The sequence below is a fragment of the Methylobacterium sp. Leaf469 genome, from assembly GCF_001424745.1.
Classification (GTDB): Bacteria; Pseudomonadota; Alphaproteobacteria; order Rhizobiales; family Beijerinckiaceae; genus Methylobacterium.
This window is the reverse complement of record NZ_LMRE01000015.1, coordinates 1-16,218: the sequence shown is the minus strand read 5'-3', so window position 1 is coordinate 16,218 and position 16,218 is coordinate 1. Positions and strand designations below refer to the sequence as shown.

Genomic DNA, 16,218 nt, shown 5'->3' with positions numbered 1-16,218 from the left:
GATCCGAACGGTCGAGGTGTCCCGGTGCCTTGGAGTTGACATCGTCCAATGGCCGAGCGGTGCCCGAACCGGCTCGTCGGAGCCCAAGGTCGTTTTAGGAGTTGTCGAATGTCGAGACGCGGGTACATGACGTTTTCCGGTGCGGCCTGCGCCGTCGCCCTCCTTGGTTTTGTCGGTCAAGCCCAGGCGGCGACCTGCGGAAACTCGGCGTCCGGCTTCGAATCCTGGAAGCGCGAATTCGCCGACGAAGCCCGGGGCCGCGCCAGCGCGGAAAGTCTCGCGGCGCTGATGGGAACATCCTACTCCACGGCGACCATCTCGGCCGATCGCGGCCAGAAGAGCTTCAAGCTCAGCCTCGACCAGTTCCTGGCCAAGCGCGGCGGCCCCGCCATCGTCTCCCGCGGCCGCGCCCTCAAGCAGCAGAACGCGGCCCTGTTCGCGTCCATCGAGCAGCGCTACGGCGTGCCCGCCGGTCCGCTCCTGGCGATCTGGGGTATGGAGACCGGGTTCGGTGCGGTCCGCGGAAACATCAACACGCTGTCGGCCGTGGCGACCCTCGCCTACGATTGCCGCCGCTCGGCCTTCTTCACCGATCAGCTCAACGCCGCCCTCACCCTCGTCGATCGCGGCATCCTCACGGCCGGCACCCGGGGGGCCGCCCATGGGGAGGTCGGCCACACTCAGTTCCTGCCGAAAAGCGTTCTCAACTACGGTACGGGCGGTAGCCTCGACAGCATCCCCAACGCCTTGAACGCAACAGCGAATTTCCTCAAGGCGCATGGCTGGCAGCGCGGCGCTGGCTATCAGCCGGGCGAGCCGAACTTCGCGGCGATCCAGGGCTGGAACGCCGCCACCGTCTACCAGAAGGCCATCGCTCTGCTCGGCAGCCGCATCGACGGTCAGTGATCGCGCATCCCGGGCTTCCCGCGGGGAAGCCCGGAGTCCGCCCGCTTAGACCGGGTTCGGACTCCACCCGATGGATCGGCGCAGGAAGTTTATGCCGAGCGCCATGAAGGTGGCGGCCTGGGTGCTGTCGTTGCCGTAGCCGTGGCCGCCGGCGGCGGGCTCGTAGAACGCGGCACCGTAGCCGAGGGCCTGGAGCTTTGCCGCCATCTTGCGGGCGTGCCCCGGATGGACCCGGTCGTCCCGCCGGCTCGTGGCGATGAGGATCGGCGGGTAGGGCTCTCCGGCGCGTACCGCATGATAGGCCGAGATGCCTTGGAGGAACAACCAGTCCGCCGGATCGTCGGGGTCGCCGTACTCCGCGATCCAGCTCGCGCCAGCGAGCAGCTTGGTGTAGCGGCGCATGTCGATGAGCGGGATGGTACAGAACAGGGCACCGAAGCGCTCGGGGTAGCGCGTCAGCATGTTGGCGATGAGGAGGCCGCCGTTCGATCCACCCTCGGCGGCGATGCGGTGGGGCTGGGTGACGCCGCGCGCGACGAGATCCGCAGCGACGGCGGCGAAGTCGTCATGGGCCAGCGCCTTGCCTTCGCGCCGGCCCGCTTCATGCCACGCAGTCCCGAATTCACCGCCACCGCGGATGTTCGCGCTCACGCAGGTACCGCCCGGCTCGAGCCACAGCTTCCCCATAACCGCCTGATAGGTCGGCAGAATCGAGACCTTGAAGCCGCCGTAGGCCGTCAGGTGAACGGGCGCATCCCCCGTCTCGCCCACCGGTCCGGTCTGGACGTAGGGGATTCGGGTTCCGTCGGCCGAGATCGCCTCGTGCCGCGTCACCCGCAGTCCGGCGGCATCGAAGGTCGCCGGCGTCGTGCGCAGAACGGTCGGGGTCGACAAGGCAGGTGGGATCGCCAGGAGGGTCGGCGGCGTCACCGGGTCCTGCATCAGGGCGCTCAGTTCGCCGTCCGCCTCGTCCGGATCGGCGTCGAGGGGCCACACCGAGACGGTTCCGATGGCGGGCACGCCGGGTATGGGCCTTTCGGTCCAACCCGCGGCGCTTCGCTCGCAGACGCTGAAGCGGGGGCTCAGGTTATCGAGTGCGCCGATGACGAGACGGTCCCCGGACCAGAACACATCCTGCAGGGCGCGCCGTTCACTCGGCTCCCACAGCACGGTGAAGTCGCGCGCTCCGGCGAGAAAGTCGGACAGGGCGATGGCCAGGACCGTATCGGGTCCATAGGTCCGCCCGCCGACGCTCCAGGCCGTGCGGGGCTGCACGGCGAGCCCATCATGATGCAGGTGAATCTCTGCGTCCGACGGAACATCGAGGCGGATCTCGACGCCTTCGCGGTCGGCCAGGTGGAGAAAACCATCGAAGAAGCCGGTACGCTCGGCGATGACGATGCGCTCGCCCGCCGGCGGTCGCTCGACGCCGGCCCACACACCCATGTTCTCCGGTGCGGTCTCGAAAAGAATGCGCGCGGCGAGTGGGTCCGTGCCGCGCGCCCACAGGCGGACGGTCCGGGGATAGCCCGCACGGGTCGCCATGCCGTCGCCCAGGGCACTCGACAGCAGCAGCGTGTCTCGGTCGAGCCACGTCGCACCGCCCTTGGCTTCGGGGAGAATGAACCCATCCGCGACGAAGGACCGCTCGATGAGGTCGAATTCGCGCAGGACCGTCGCGTCGCCACCGCCCCGACTGAGCTTCAACAGCACCCTGTCGCGCGATACGGGAAGAAGGTCGGCACCGGCCCAGACCCAATCTTCGCCTTCGCTGGCCGCCAGGGTGTCGAGATCGAGGACGACATCCCATTCCGGAGTCCCGGCGCGGTAGCCGCTCTCGTCCGCGCGGCGCCACAAGCCACGCGGATGCTCGGCGTCCTTCCAGAAATTGTAGAGCAGCTCACCGCGCCGGCGCACCATCGCGATACGATCGGGGCGGTCCATCAGATCCCGCGCCGTGTCGCGGTCTCGGGCGAAGGAGGCGTCGGCGTAGAGTGCCAGGGTCTCGGCATTCCGGGTCTCCACCCAGGCCAACGCGTTCTCGCCATCCACCTCCTCGAGCCAAAGGTAGGGATCGTCGTCCGGATATTCGCGGGTCGGGCGTGGATCGGGCAACGGAGCAGTGTTCTTCGTCATGGCCGAGAAGGTAAGCCAACTCGCTCGCCGAGACACGACCCCGGACCTCGAATTTCCGCCCAGCGTCGGACAGTCGCGCACGCTCTCCGCAGGGGGACTTTTCGCCAGAAGCCGGGATCAAACCGCTGGGGTGCAGCGAGGGGTCGCGGGTGCGCTCGCTTGAAGCGGCGCTGTAAGAGGCGATGTCGATGCGATGTTGCACGTCTCCCTCGATCCACCGACCACCCTTTTCTGCCTACACTTCTTAGGCGGCTCCTCGCGCGAATGGGGAGAGATGACCGCAAGCCTCGGCGAGGCCGCGACGTGCATCCCGTTCGACCTCCCAGGCTTCGGCGACGCCTCTAGCGTCTCCGGCACATCCGTGGAGGCCATGGCCGACCACATCGCCGGGCGGATATCCGAGTTCTTGCCGGCGCGCTGGTGGATCGCCGGCCATAGCATGGGCGCCAAGGTGGCTCTCGCCCTGGCGCGCCGGGCGGAGGACGGAGACGATCGTCTGGCGGGCCTTAGCGGCCTCATACTTCTGGCAGGCTCACCGCCGAGTCCCGAGCCGATGTCCGACGAGAAGCGGCAGGCGATGATCGCCTGGATTTCTGCGGATGAGCGTACGCGGCAGGCCGAGGCGGGCGACTTCATCGACCAGAACGTCGGCGCCCCGTTGAAGGCCTCGGACCGGGCACAAGCGGTGGCGGATGTGCTGCGTGCCGATCCCGGGGCTTGGACGGCTTGGCTCGAAGCGGGGAGCCGCGAGGACTGGTGTGCCTGCATCGGTGTTCTACGAACGCCTGCTCTGGTTCTGAGCGGCTCGGAGGACAGCGATCTCGGAGCGGCCGCACAGATCTGCCTGATGATTCCCCATCTCGCCGACGCTCGGCACGTCGTACTTCAGGGGGCCGGGCACCTGCTGCCCCTAGAACGGCCGCATGCCGTGGCGGATCTGATCCGCAAGGAGATGGTCCGTCCTGTCGAGGCCTCGCCTGGCGCAGTGCCTGTGCCCGCCTCCTACGCAGACCTCATCGCGTCGCCGCGCGTCAACAACCGGCTCCGGGAAGCTCTCGTAGCACGGGCCGAGCCCGACGATCCGGCCTACCGTCCAGAGGTGCTGAATGCCCTCGAACTCGCAAGTCTGCGCGCGATCGTCGATCGTGTGCTGCCGCAAGACGGGCGGACCGCCATGGATATCGGTGCTCGCATCGAGGCACGTCTGGCGTCGGGCTCGGGCGACGGCTGGCGCTTCGCCGCATTGCCGGCCGACCCGAAGGCATACGCGGCCGCCCTACGGACCATCGATGCGGCGGCTTACGCTGCTCATGCCGTCGGTTTCCTCGCCCTTCCGGGTTCGGTGCAGGATTCGCTGGTGGCAGCCGTTGCCGATGCGCAGCTGCCGATCGTCGGCAGTGAGCTCGATGCCGCACAAATGAAGCTGTGGTTCGAAGATCTGCGTGGCGACGTAGTGCGCACCTACCTCGCTCATCCCGCGTCCCTGGCGCGTCTGGGTTTCAGCGGCATCGGCGCCGGTGGAGACGACGCCGCGCGTCTTCCCGGTTTCGTGGAATTCGGGATCGATGCCCGCGAATCCTGGGAACCCGTGGCCCAGGCGGGAGAGGCTCGATGAATCTCGATTCCATGCGCCGCTACGCCCTCGACGATGCTGTCGATGCCGTTGTGATCGGGACCGGCGCCGGCGGAGCCCCCCTCCTCGCCAGACTGGCCGCGGCGGGCCTGAAGGTGGTCGCCCTAGAGGCGGGGCCGAACTTCGATCCGTCCCGGTTCGCTTTCGACGAAACCTTGGCCGACGAGATCTATTGGACGGACGAACGACTGAGCGGCGGCTCCACGCCTGAGGCGTTCGGGGTCAACAACAGCGGTACCGGGGTCGGAGGCTCGACCTTGCATTGGGGGGCGTTCACACCCCGGGCGGACCAGCGTGACCTGAAGCTCTTCACGGAGACTGGAGAGGGCGTCGACTGGCCGCTCGACTACGAGGACCTGCGTCCGTTCTACGAGCGGGTTGAGAGCTTCATCGGAGTTTCGGGACCGCAGGCCTACCCGTGGGATTCAGAGCGGCGCTACCCGCTGGGTCCGGTTCCACGCAATGGTCCGGCCGGAATCATGGCTCAGGCCTGCGAGGGGTTGGGCATTCGCGCCACGGATGCGCCGGCGGCCGTGGTGTCGAGGGACTTCGCCCAGGAGGGCGGGGGGACCCGAAACGCCTGTATCAATTGCGGCTTCTGCCACCAGGGCTGCCGCAACGGCGCCAAGACCAGCATGGACGTGACCTACCTGCCCCTGGCCGTTGCGCACGGTGCCGAGATCCGTTCCCTGTGCCGCGTCCATGGAACGGAGCACGATGGGATGGGACGCATCACGGCCGTGACGTACCGCAAGGATGGAACGGACCATCGGCAACGATGCGCCGCGGTGTTTCTTTGTGCCGGTGCCGTGGAGAGCCCCCGACTCCTACTGCATCTCGGCCTCGCCAACGGCAGCGGTCAGGTCGGGCGCAACTACATGGGGCACGTCGCGACCCAGGTCTGGGGCACCTTCGACGGCGAGGTCCGGATGAACCGGGGCTATCCGTCCTCCCTCATCAGCGAGGACATGGTGCGGCCAGCGGATGCCGATTTCGCGGGCGGCTACCTCATGCAGAGCCTCGGTGTCCTGCCGCTGACCTTCGGCAATTCCGTGGCGCGGGGCCGCGGTCTCTGGGGTCGGGCCCTGACCGACTACCTCGGCCGCTACAACCACTTCGCGGGGATCGGGATCAACGGCGAGACCCTGCCGTGCGATGCCAATGTGCTCACTTTGTCGGGTGAGGTCGACGCGTTCGGGGTGCCGAAGGCGCAGATCAGCTTCGGTTACGGCACCAACGAGCACCGTCTCAACGCCCACGCCACCCGGACCATGAAGGCGATCTGGGAAGCGGCCGGGGCCAGCGACATCTGGGTCCTAGAGCGGGTGGCCCACACCCTCGGCACCTGCCGCATGGGCCGGGACGGCGACACGGCCGTCGTGGATCCGTTCGGGCGCAGCTTCGAGGTGCCGAACCTCTGGATCAGCGACGGGTCGACCTTTCCGAGTTCGCTCGCGGCGAACCCGGCCCTGACCATCATGGCGCTGAGCCTGCGTACGGCCGAGGCGTTCCTCAAGGGCCGCTAGGGTGCCTCCAACCCCACCGCGACGGGCCGTGGCGGCGGGGTGGTGACGCGGCGGTTGGCGATCCGGGTCAGCGCCCGGATCGGCACCAGCGCAAGGCGGGCGAGTCGAGTGTGGTGCGCCAGTTCGAACGGCCCCAGCGGCCGGTAGACGAGGCGCGGACTCACCCGCTCGGCCTCGGCCACGGCGAGGCCGGGAAGCGGCAGGGCGGCGATGCGGACGGCATCCGTCTCTGAAATCTTGAGGAAGCGCGCCCAACCCCGCGTCCCCTCAAGGCGTCCCTCGCCGTGCAGCCGCCGCAGGTGCCGTCGGCACAGGTAGCGGAACACCGCGCGCGGCACCGCCTCGAGGCGGGCGTCACACAGGCTCTCGGGCTTCTCGCAGCGGGCCCGAATGGTGTCGGCGACGCCGCCGGGCGCCCGGCCGACGAGGCGGCCGGACACGGTCACCACCACCTCGGGGGCATGCCGCACGTGGTAGCCCTGCCGCAGCAGGGCGGCGACGAAGGCACCGTCCTCGCCGAGCGCGATGGCGGGCATGCCGCCCACGGCCACGTAGGCTTCCCGGGTCACCGCCAGGGTGGCCCCGATGGTCGTACGGTGGCACGGCCAAGGGTCGTGGGGATCGGGGTCGATCCGCGCCTCGATCTCCGTCAGGACGGCGCTGTAGGCATCCTCCAGGCGGCCGCGTTCATGCAGGGAGGGCGGCAGCAACGCGGCCTCGTCGGCATCGAGTTCGATCCGCCCCGCGACCGCATCGGCTCCGGCCCGTAATGCGGCGAGATTGCGCAGGACCCAATCCGGCGGGACCCGGCTGTCGGCATCCGTGGACAGAATGGCGCCGCCGGATGCCGCCCCGATCCAATCGACGGCGGCGTTCATGGCTTCGCGTCGGGCCCATCCGGCATGGGCTTGCGCATACGTGACGTGGCTGACCCGCATCGGCAGCGACAGGCTCGGCCGCAGGGCTTCGACGATGGCCTCCGTCCCGTCCGTGCAGTTGTTGAGGAACAGCACGAGTGCGAGGCTGCCGGGTGCGAGGCCCGTTTGAGCGTCGATGGCCCGAAGGCAAGCCTCGATCCGTTCGGCCTCGTTGCGGACTGGAATCGCGATGACGGTGTTGGGAACGGCAGACGGCACGACGGGTCTCCTGGCGGCCGGCGTTCGACGGCACGGCAGAAAGCGTCCCTAGCAGGTCGGCGAAGCGGAACAATGGCGACGCTTGTGGGTGGATGACGTTCGTTGCCCCGTCCTGCGCCGCCGATGCGAAACGACGTCGGCCCGGTTCGTCAGGACCTTCGAAGGCCTTTCAGAACGGATCCTCCGACGCCACCCGTACCGCCGCGACCTCGGCGTGAGAGGGTGCGCGCAGGACAGTCAGGTCATCGTCGCGCCAGATCGCCGAAACGTGGCCGAGGCGGGCGAAGGCGTCGAGCCAGCCGTCCATGGGCCAAAGGCCGTGGCGGGCATGGAAGCGACGGGCGTTGCGGACGATGCTGTCGAAGTGCTGAAGGGGCGGGTCGCAGGCGAGGTGGTGCTGGTGGTAGGCTTCGCCGCGCGCCGTCAGCAGCACCGGCACCCCGGCGGCAGCGGCGCGGAAAGCGAGGTCGGTGTCCTCCGCACCGTAGCCGTCGAAGGCCTCGTCGAATCCCCCGAGGCGGTCGAAGGTGGCCGTACGCACACCGAAGGCAAGGGACCAGAACAGGCCAGGATTGTTCGTCGGTTCCCGCCCCGCCTCGGGAAACACCCGGACCGGATGCGGTTGTCCGGCCGCATGCAGGCCGGCCGGTGTCCAGCTATCCGTGACCGCCCCGAATGGGAGGTAGCGGACCTCGCAGCAGATCAAACCATCGGCCTCGGCCAGATCGTCGTCGAGGCTCTCGACGAGATCCGGGGACGGGATGCAATCGACGTCGAGGTAGACGAGATGGTCGCCCGACGCGACCCGCCGTCCGGCGTTGCGGGCCCGCGCCAGGGGGAGCCCGTCGGCGCCGAGAACGATGCGGCGGACGGGAAACCCGTAATCCGGCAGGGGAGGGGGCTCCGCACCCATCTCCACCACCACGCATTCGGCGGGTGGCGTTCCGCGCGCCAAGCCTTCGAGGAGGCGGGCGAGATGGGCATCTCGGCCCTTGTTCAAGGTGACGACGCTGGCGCTCACGATGGGGATGCCTCGGAGACCACCGGACCCATTCGCAGAAAGATCTCGTGCGGTCCCGCGAAATTGGTCAGCATGTCGGGCGCGAGGCGAAACCCCGTGGGATCGTCGGCGATAAGGTCCGTGGTCTGCGAGCGGTGGGCGGCCACCGCCCTGGCCTTCGCCGGGAGATGCGCGGCGATGTCGAGGCGGTAGCCCTCGGGGGGGTCGCCCACCTCGGTCTCCGGCGGCAGGGTGAACCCCCACACCGGATAGGCATAGGCGGGCAGGGCCGGCCGCTGGACCTGGGCCAGGGCGACGATGGCAGCCGAGGCTTTGTGGTCGCAATGCGGATCGTGACCCCAGGTGACGAACAGGGCGCCGGCGTTGCAAGATGCGGCGTCATCCAAAATCGCGGCGGCGGCGGCCTCCGCCTCCGGGCCGGCACTCGGCGCATGCGCATCGGGCAGACGCAGGAAGCGCACATATTCCGGGGCGAGGCCGAGTTCGGCCACGGCCGTGCGGGTCTCGTCCTCGCGCAGCGTCCGGAGACGCTCGGGCGGATACATGGCGGAGTGGGTGTGCGACCCGCACCCGTCGGTGACGACGACGAGACGCACGGCGCGGCCGAGGCGGCAGGCCTCCGCGATGAGTCCGCCGCATCCGAGGCTCTCGTCGTCGGGATGGGGAGCGACCACCACCAGTCCCTTCTGCGAGCCCGCCTCTCCGAGAATGGTGTCGAGAGAGGCGACGGGCAGGCGCCCGGCGGCGGCGAGGAACGCTTCGAGGTTCATGTGGTCCTCGTGGATCGGTGGGAGACGGGCTTCGGCATCACCGATGTGGTCGGGGAGATCAAGCCGCCGCGACCTACTTCACGGCCTCGATAGCCTCGCGCCCTGCTTCCATGTCCGAGGCGGTCGCCTCGGGCGCGTCCTGCACCCTCGGCGCGACCGCCGTGCGGCACAGGGAAATCAGGATCGGGAAATGGTCCGAGCCGATATACGGCAGCCGCTCCAGGCGTCCGAGAAGGAAATCGTCGCTAAAGAAGATGTGGTCGAGGGGCCAGCGCAGCAGGGGCCATTTGGCGTTGAAGGTCGGGTACAGGCCCCGTCCGATCCGCGGATCGAGGAGGCCGCTGATCTTCTGGAACAGGGTGGTGGTACGCGACCAGGCGACGTCGTTGAGGTCGCCGGCCACCACTGCCGGCCCGTCCAAATCCCGCACCTCGCGGGCGACTATGACAAGCTCGGCGTCCCGCGGAGCGGAGCTGTGACCCGGATGGGGCGGGCGCGGGTGCACGCCGAACAGGGTGAAGCGCTCGCCAGACGGGAGGACCACGACGGTGCGGATCGACGGCACGTCGTCTTGGAGCAGGAACCGCACCTGCGGGTTTTCGAGCGGGAGCTTGGCGTAGAACAACAGCCCGTAGGTGTTGGGCTGAGGCTGCTCGATGACGCTCGGATAGCGCGCTCTGAGGGGCATGAGCGCGTCACGCCAGCGCGCATCGGTCTCTAGGACGAGCAGGAGGTCGGGATCATGCCGGTCCACGAGGCGCAGCAGGCTCTGGTGATCGGTGTTGTCCTGCAGGACGTTGGCGACCAGAAGCGAGACCTCGGCGTCGCGGCGGCAGGTCGCCGCCGTCGCGGCCACGGCCTGTGGTGCGTGCAGGGGCGTGAACGGGAAGATCCGGTAGGCCTGGTAGGCGAAGCAGGCGAGGAGTGCGGCGAACAAGGCCAACCCGGTTCTGTCACGGGCAAAGATAAGGAGCAGGATGAGGATCGGGACGCTGGCCACCGCCACCTGAAGGCGCGGGAAGTCGAAGGTCCGGATGAACCCTGCGTCGCTGCGGATGAACGGGATGAAGGTGGAAGCCACGAGGAACCAGCCGGCTCCCTTGAGAGCCCATATCCAAGCCGATCCCGCCACGCCCGCGCCTCCGCAACTCCAGACCGGTCAAGGCCAAGTCCGACCAAACGCCGCGAGCGTGGCGATGGTGCCGATGGGCGATGGGAATTCTTCGTCGGGGCGTCGATTCAGGAAACCGCATCCATGGCATCGAGCAGCTCGGTTGCGAGGGCACCCGGCATGGTGATCCGACGGGCGTCGCCGGCAGGGTCTCCGAACGCGAAGCCCGTCGGCTGCGCCCGGACATGGCCGATACCCGCTTGCAGAATGCGAATGAAGCCGGTGGGCGACAGCATCACGCCGACGCGTGTTCCGGCAGGGCTGAACGCTGTATTGTGCAGAGCCGATCCGGCCTCGCCGACGACGTGGGTCGCTCCGGCGAACAGGGCTACCTGTCGATCGAGGGGAAGGGATTCGGGGTGGACCAACGTGTAGCCGCGCCGCACGGCCATGGCTTCGATCTCGGCGGCGTTGCTCAACGACGACCCCGCACCGGTTCGGGTCCGGCTGACGTAGAGGCGCTGAGGTCCCGCTCCGGGCGCAGCGGGGAACAGATTCCAAGCCAAGTTGACCCAGGGCGAGACCGCGCTGCGCCAGCGCAGGAAGCCAGGCACGTAGACGTCGTCTGCGAGGAGGGTCTCGCGGCCCTTGTCGTGCCAGATGACGCGATCGGGACCGATCCCCGCGTTTCGCAGCATGCCCGCGACCCATGGCGCGACATCGGCATCGAGGATGATCCGCACCCGCATGGGCGCTGAAAGAGCCATGATCAGTCGTGGCCAGAGGTCCAGGAGCCAATGTCCCCAAACCGCTTCACCGCCCTGTGAGAGGAGGATGCAGGGTTCGTCGATGACACGCACCCGCGCAGGCGGCGCGATGCGGGCCATCGTTCCTTCGAGTTGGAGGAACCCGGCGTTGAACGGATAGTCGAAGCGTCCGAGTTCGTGGAATCCATAGCGGTCGAGTTCGATCAACGTGCCGTCGCGGACAAGGAGTCCCTTGCCGAAGATGAGCGTACCGCCCCCCATGCGGTACAGCCGGATGGGGGGGACCGAGGCGGTGTGGAGGTCATACGTCGCGCGGTCGCCAGGTCCGAGCCAGCACAGCGGTTGCACTACCTGATCGTACGGTGCGGCGAACTCGTGGAATCGGATACCGATGGCCGGGCCTGCGCAGAGTTCGCCGACGGTTCCCACCGCCGCCGCGACCCCGTCGAGGGGGCACCGCGCGACGGTTCGGGGCTGGAGCGGGGATGTCACGCGCGTCGTCCGTTCGAGTATGGCGCCACGCCTGGGCCGACGGACTTCGGTGCGCTGGCCTGCGGATCAAGCCTGTCGGCGAAATCTCCGATCAGGCGTGCGGCCCGCGTCAGGGCGTCGGACTGGTCGAGAGACGTCATGAGCGCCGGATCGAGTGCCAGACCAGCCCGAACCAAGGCCGGCCAATCCCCGGGGGGCGGCCAGTCCGCCCGATGAATCGCCGCCCCATGCGCCTGAAGCGCCCGCGCGGTGGCGGCCTGCTCGTCGAACGCACGAGGCTCGGGAATGCAGACGAAGCGCTTGCCCCGTGCCACGACACCCGAGACGACGCCATCGCCACCGGTCCCGATGACCAGGGCCGCGCTGTCGAGGTACGGTCCGATATCCGGGATCCATCCGTGCAGACGGAGGTTCTCCGGGCACTCACCGCCCTCGTCGGTGACCGGGCCGACCACCTGCCACTGGCGCTCCGGCACCGCGCGGGCCGCGGCGGCGAGATCGGCGAACGATCCACCCGCTCCACCGCGCCCGTAGACGACGACGATCGAGCCGTCTTCCCCGATGGGATCCGCTTTCGGAGCGGCGCCCAAATAGCCGACATACGCGGTCTTGGATCGGACCCATTCGGGGTTCGCTGCACCGTCGAGCGCTCGAGGAAAGAACGCGAGCAGGCGTTCGGCACTGCGAAACGTCTCGAGATGGGGCGGGTCCGTGCGGTCGCCGGGCAGCCGCACCACCAGGGTCGGCACCGAGAGAAGTCTGGAGAACAAGGCCACTTCCGCAGAGACGTCGACGATCATCAGAACAGGATCGGCCGACGCGACCCAAGCGGCAATCCGGGCCATGCGGTCGCGGAGTCCATCGACGCCTAACGGCGCGTAATGCAGGGCCATGGGCCGGGTCGCCGCATTGTCGCGACCGTCGAAGCCAGCGGCGATGCGATCGTCGGGCAGATCGACGAACGAGTCGACCCCGGGGTCGGCCCCGTCGAACGTCCCAAGCAGGGTACAGGGCCGGGCGAGGGTCCGCGCGATGAGGCGCGCCCGCGTTGCGTGGCCCGCGCCCTGGTGGTGGACGTAATAGCCGATGGGCCGCCGGTTCATGCGGCCGGCGCTATCGCCGCTCCGTCGGCCCGTTGCGCACCAAGTTCTCGCTGAAGCGTTTCGAGGTCGGCGAGAACGTCGTCGAGCGGCTGCGCCTCAGGCTCCGGGCCGGGCTCGCCGATCCGCGCATCGAGTCGCTCGACGAACGCGATGGCGTTGGGGCACGGTTCGGCCGCGATCTCGGCGGCCGTCGCGTCGATGGTGCCTTCCGCAATGCCGAGCCGGCGCAGGGCAGCGGGCCAGTCGGGGCCGGTCTCCCAGGCGAGGCGCCAGTCGCGGCGGCGCTCGATGAGCGCGCGCCAATGGGCGGCGGGCGGCAACCGGTAGCTTCCCTGGCCTTCGGCGATCCGGGCACGACGGAGCATTTCCGTCGCCATGCCGCCCTCGACGCGCCCGGTGGCACGATCGGACACCCCGATCGACACGGCTGGGCAGTGGCGCACCCTCCCGCCGACGCGGCGGACGCGGCTGACGAGTGCGTTGTCTTCACCACAGGCGATGGCCGGTAGCCCGCCGACGGATTCGTACAGATCGACGCGCAGGGCGAGGCTCGCCGCGACATGGTCGCCGTGGCGCGGCGCGGGGTCGTGCGACGGCGGATCGAGGATGGCCTCCAGGGCCCGCACCCCGCTCCAGTAGCGCTCGATCCGGGCATGGAGATCGCTCAGGGCCGGATCGGGTCGTTCGATTTCCGGATCGATCACCAGGCGACCACCGACGAGGTCGGCGCCGTCCAGGGCCCGCAGGTTGGCGAGCGCCCAGTCGGTCGGGGCCACCGCATCCGCATCGGTGCTTAGGAGAACGCCGTCTTCGACACCTTCCTCGCGCAGCCAGACGACACCGGCTTCCAACGCCATGCGCCGGGCGGTGCCGACATGCGCGTCGGGGGGCGCGATCCGTGCCTCGACGACCCGCAACCGCAGGTTCGCGCAGCTACCCTCGCGTGCGATGGCCGACAGAATCGGTACGGTGTCGTCGGTGCAGTTGTTGGCGAGAATCACGACCCGCAACGGCGCATCGGGACCGGCCCCGGCCTGGGCGTCGAGGGACCGGATCAGCCGGGGCAGTGTGCCGGCCTCGTTGCGGGCGGGCACGCAAACGACGGCCCGCGCGAGGGCCCCGTGATCGCGCATCACCGGCTCAAGCCTCGCCGAGCGCGCGGGCGTGCAGGACCGTCGGCGCGGCGTGACGCATCTCCGCACGGTAGAGCGTCTCGTAGCGATCCGTCATCACGTTGGCATCGAAGAGGTGCTCGGCCCGGCGACGGCACGCAAGACGTTCGAGCCCGACAGCCTTGGAGACCGCCCGGCCGAGGTCGGCGACGTCGTCGGCACGTGCCAGCACGCCGCAGGACGCGTCGAGGATATCCGGAATCGCACCGCGCCCGAAGGCCGCCACGGGCGTGCCGCATGCTAGTGATTCCGCCACCACCAGGCCGAACGGCTCCTCCCAGCGGGGGCTGCACAGGGTGACGTGGGCCTCGCCGACCCGCCGGGCGAGGTCGGCATGCGAAAGGTGTCCGAGATAGGTCACGTCCGCTCCGAGGCGCGGAGCGATCATGCTGTCCCAGTAGGCCGGATCACTCTGCGGCCCCGCGAAGACGAGAGGCAGGCCGGCCGCACGCGCGGCATCGATGGCGAGATGCGGCCCCTTCTCGGGCACGATGCGTCCGGTCCAGATGGCGTGCGGCGGGCCCGCCGGCTGGGCATTGAACGCGAAGGCTTCGAGATCGATACCGTTGCCGATCACGAGCGGGCGCGGAAGCACAGTGCACCACTCCTCGGCCAGGGATTTGGAAACGGCGGCGAACGTCATGTCATGCGCGCGCGCGACCACGCCCTGCACGAAGGGCTCGAAGGGCGGCGTGTGCAGCGCCGTGACCATGGGCGCCGCGACCTCGCGGGCACGCAGCAACGGCAGGGGATGCAGACTGTTGTTGTGGACGATATCGAAGCCGCCTTTTGCGACCGCATCCATGATGCGGTCGTAGGCGTGAGCCTCGAGGAGGTCGATTCGAGCGGAGGACGCTTCGTCGAAGGCGCTGCCCGTTGGCGCACAGACAGCCACGAGGCCGAGATCCGCCTGCGAGCCCTCGGAGGCAAAGAGCGTCACGTGGTGTCCGCGCGCCCGCAAGGCACTTGCGAGGAAATGCGTATGCATCTCCAAGCCGCCCGAGAAGGGCTGGGCGATGGGGTACTTGAGATGCGCGATGATCGCGATCTTGACGGGGTTCGCGACATCCCGGCTCGCAGAAGGTGCGAACCCGGCGTGAAGCGAGGGTTTTGCTATGGTTCGGCCGAGCACGGAGCTTTTCGGCTGAGTAGCGCCAAGTTGCCGGCGAATGGGATCGAGACCGGTCGCGGGTCCGATCAAAGTGTCAAACGAGTGCTTGGAGGTCGCTGCAGTCACGTTGGCGATCCGGTCCGCTGGAATCCGAGTAGGTCAGCCTTATCCATAGTTTGTCTGAACGATCCCTGACTTCGGATCAGCCCCGGTAGGCGAACACGCTGGACTCCCGTCCGCAAGGGAACTGATCCAAGGTGCTTCTTCGGACGGACGTACGATGGCGGACGCCAATGGCGAACGTCCCAGTCAAAAAGTCGAATTTGGGTAAAAGGGAATATGCGGCAGGTTCCGCCACCGAAAACAGCGCTTCTCCGTATCCCCTGCGATCGAGCCATCCTCCAATGACTGGCGGATACTGCAGTGCACCACGAAAATCCACTTCTTCTCAGAATTTCCTCAGGAACCAGTCACACAGCACGACGTTTCAGCTTCACAAGAATCGTTTCGGAGGAACACATGCTACGTTCGACCAAGCTCGCTGGCGCTGCCGCTCTCCTGATGCTGTCGTCCACCGCAGTCTTCGCTGCGCCGTGCGCCACTGGCACGGCCGGCAAATCCGCCGCCTCGGAGAAAAGCTCGAAGGTCGATGGCGCCAGCACCGGCAACGTCAGCCCGGGCGCAAAGGCCGAGTCCCCCGGAACGGTTGGGGCGATGAACAACGCCGGTTCGAACACGGCCACGTCACCGAGCGATGTCGCCAAGCAGGCCGAGGGCAAGCCCACGGCGGCCCAGCAAGGCAACGATTGCTGATCGAGCAATCGAAGTTCGTCCAGCCTGGATGAGGATTCGAACGGCAGGTGGGGGCGCTACGGTTCAAGCCGTGGCGCCCTCGCGTTGCATCTCCGTGAATGCGAGTTTGTTGGATGAGTTGCGCGGGCGGCGCCGCATCCTGACCGTTCTAAATGCCCATTGAGAGGCGTCAAAGGGCCTTTGGCTGGCGTGTCGTTGATCTGTCGCGAAAATCGCATCGTTCCGTCATTTGGCCGTTGACGGTTGGGCTGTGGGCCCGTAGAAGCCTGTTCATCGGCGGCGGCCAGCGGGACTTTGGTCTTGGCGGCGGCGCCGGTTCTCTTGGAGGCGTTATCGGATGGATGATCCGGCTTTGGCTGGATGGTCCACTGTTTTTGTCTTTGGGGTGGTGTTTCGTGTTGGTTGGGCGGTCTGGCTTGCTGGATTGCTTGGGTTGACAGGGGCACGACGGGGCTCTAGACGCTCCGGACCGCTGGGAAGGCCGACGATGGTTTGGTCGGTACCACGGTTTCTCCAGTCTG

The 16,218-nt window shown here is 68.1% G+C and carries 13 protein-coding genes; 4 read left to right on the top strand and 9 right to left on the bottom strand.

Features of this window, described 5'->3' with window-relative positions:
* The first annotated feature begins 108 nt into the window (after positions 1–108).
* On the top strand, positions 109–906 hold the full coding sequence (locus tag ASG60_RS10440; RefSeq protein ID WP_082479005.1) for a lytic transglycosylase domain-containing protein: 798 nt from the start codon (positions 109–111) through the stop codon (positions 904–906).
* A gap of 45 nt (positions 907–951) precedes the next feature.
* On the opposite strand, the gene ASG60_RS10435 is transcribed toward ASG60_RS10440, so the two are convergent.
* Positions 952–3,042 carry a prolyl oligopeptidase family serine peptidase gene (locus tag ASG60_RS10435; RefSeq protein WP_056385440.1) on the bottom strand — a complete coding sequence of 697 codons (2,091 nt, stop codon included), beginning with the start codon at positions 3,040–3,042 and terminating at the stop codon, positions 952–954.
* 193 nt (positions 3,043–3,235) lie between these two features.
* Between ASG60_RS10435 and ASG60_RS10430 the strand changes: the two genes are divergently transcribed.
* Positions 3,236–4,657 (top strand): alpha/beta hydrolase, encoded by a 1,422-nt coding sequence (locus tag ASG60_RS10430; protein ID WP_056385438.1) that lies wholly within the window; start codon positions 3,236–3,238, stop codon positions 4,655–4,657.
* Positions 4,654–6,201, top strand: a complete 1,548-nt coding sequence (locus ASG60_RS10425) for a GMC family oxidoreductase (RefSeq protein WP_056385436.1) — start codon at positions 4,654–4,656, stop codon at positions 6,199–6,201. The genes ASG60_RS10430 and ASG60_RS10425 overlap by 4 nt, the downstream gene beginning before the upstream one ends.
* On the opposite strand, the gene ASG60_RS10420 is transcribed toward ASG60_RS10425, so the two are convergent.
* The 8 genes from ASG60_RS10420 to ASG60_RS10385 all read right to left on the bottom strand — a co-directional run bounded on the left by ASG60_RS10420 (position 6,198) and on the right by ASG60_RS10385 (position 14,821).
* On the bottom strand, positions 6,198–7,337 hold the full coding sequence (locus tag ASG60_RS10420; RefSeq protein WP_244476631.1) for a glycosyltransferase: 1,140 nt from the start codon (positions 7,335–7,337) through the stop codon (positions 6,198–6,200). The genes ASG60_RS10425 and ASG60_RS10420 overlap by 4 nt on opposite strands.
* A gap of 169 nt (positions 7,338–7,506) precedes the next feature.
* Positions 7,507–8,361 (bottom strand): galactosyltransferase-related protein, encoded by an 855-nt coding sequence (locus tag ASG60_RS10415; protein ID WP_056265509.1) that lies wholly within the window; start codon positions 8,359–8,361, stop codon positions 7,507–7,509.
* Complete coding sequence (locus ASG60_RS10410) at positions 8,355–9,128, bottom strand: PIG-L deacetylase family protein (RefSeq protein WP_056385431.1); 774 nt, start codon at positions 9,126–9,128, stop codon at positions 8,355–8,357. Before ASG60_RS10410 ends, ASG60_RS10415 begins: the two co-directional genes overlap by 7 nt.
* Before the next feature lie 73 nt (positions 9,129–9,201).
* The gene (locus ASG60_RS10405; protein WP_056385429.1) at positions 9,202–10,260 is read right to left on the bottom strand and encodes an endonuclease/exonuclease/phosphatase family protein; all 1,059 of its coding nucleotides are present in this window, start codon (positions 10,258–10,260) and stop codon (positions 9,202–9,204) included.
* A gap of 107 nt (positions 10,261–10,367) precedes the next feature.
* Positions 10,368–11,498: a glycosyltransferase 61 family protein gene (locus tag ASG60_RS10400; protein WP_056385427.1), complete on the bottom strand. Its 1,131-nt coding sequence runs from the start codon at positions 11,496–11,498 to the stop codon at positions 10,368–10,370.
* Complete coding sequence (locus ASG60_RS10395) at positions 11,495–12,601, bottom strand: glycosyltransferase (RefSeq protein ID WP_056385425.1); 1,107 nt, start codon at positions 12,599–12,601, stop codon at positions 11,495–11,497. Before ASG60_RS10395 ends, ASG60_RS10400 begins: the two co-directional genes overlap by 4 nt.
* Positions 12,598–13,734: a glycosyltransferase gene (locus tag ASG60_RS10390; RefSeq protein WP_056385424.1), complete on the bottom strand. Its 1,137-nt coding sequence runs from the start codon at positions 13,732–13,734 to the stop codon at positions 12,598–12,600. The genes ASG60_RS10395 and ASG60_RS10390 overlap by 4 nt, the downstream gene beginning before the upstream one ends.
* A 7-nt stretch (positions 13,735–13,741) precedes the next feature.
* Entirely contained in the window at positions 13,742–14,821 is a 1,080-nt protein-coding gene (locus tag ASG60_RS10385; protein WP_056385458.1) for a glycosyltransferase family 4 protein, read from the bottom strand.
* 582 nt (positions 14,822–15,403) lie between these two features.
* On the opposite strand from ASG60_RS10385, the gene ASG60_RS10380 reads away from it, so the two are divergent.
* On the top strand, positions 15,404–15,697 hold the full coding sequence (locus ASG60_RS10380) for a hypothetical protein (RefSeq protein WP_056360027.1): 294 nt from the start codon (positions 15,404–15,406) through the stop codon (positions 15,695–15,697).
* Positions 15,698–16,218 lie beyond the last annotated feature (521 nt).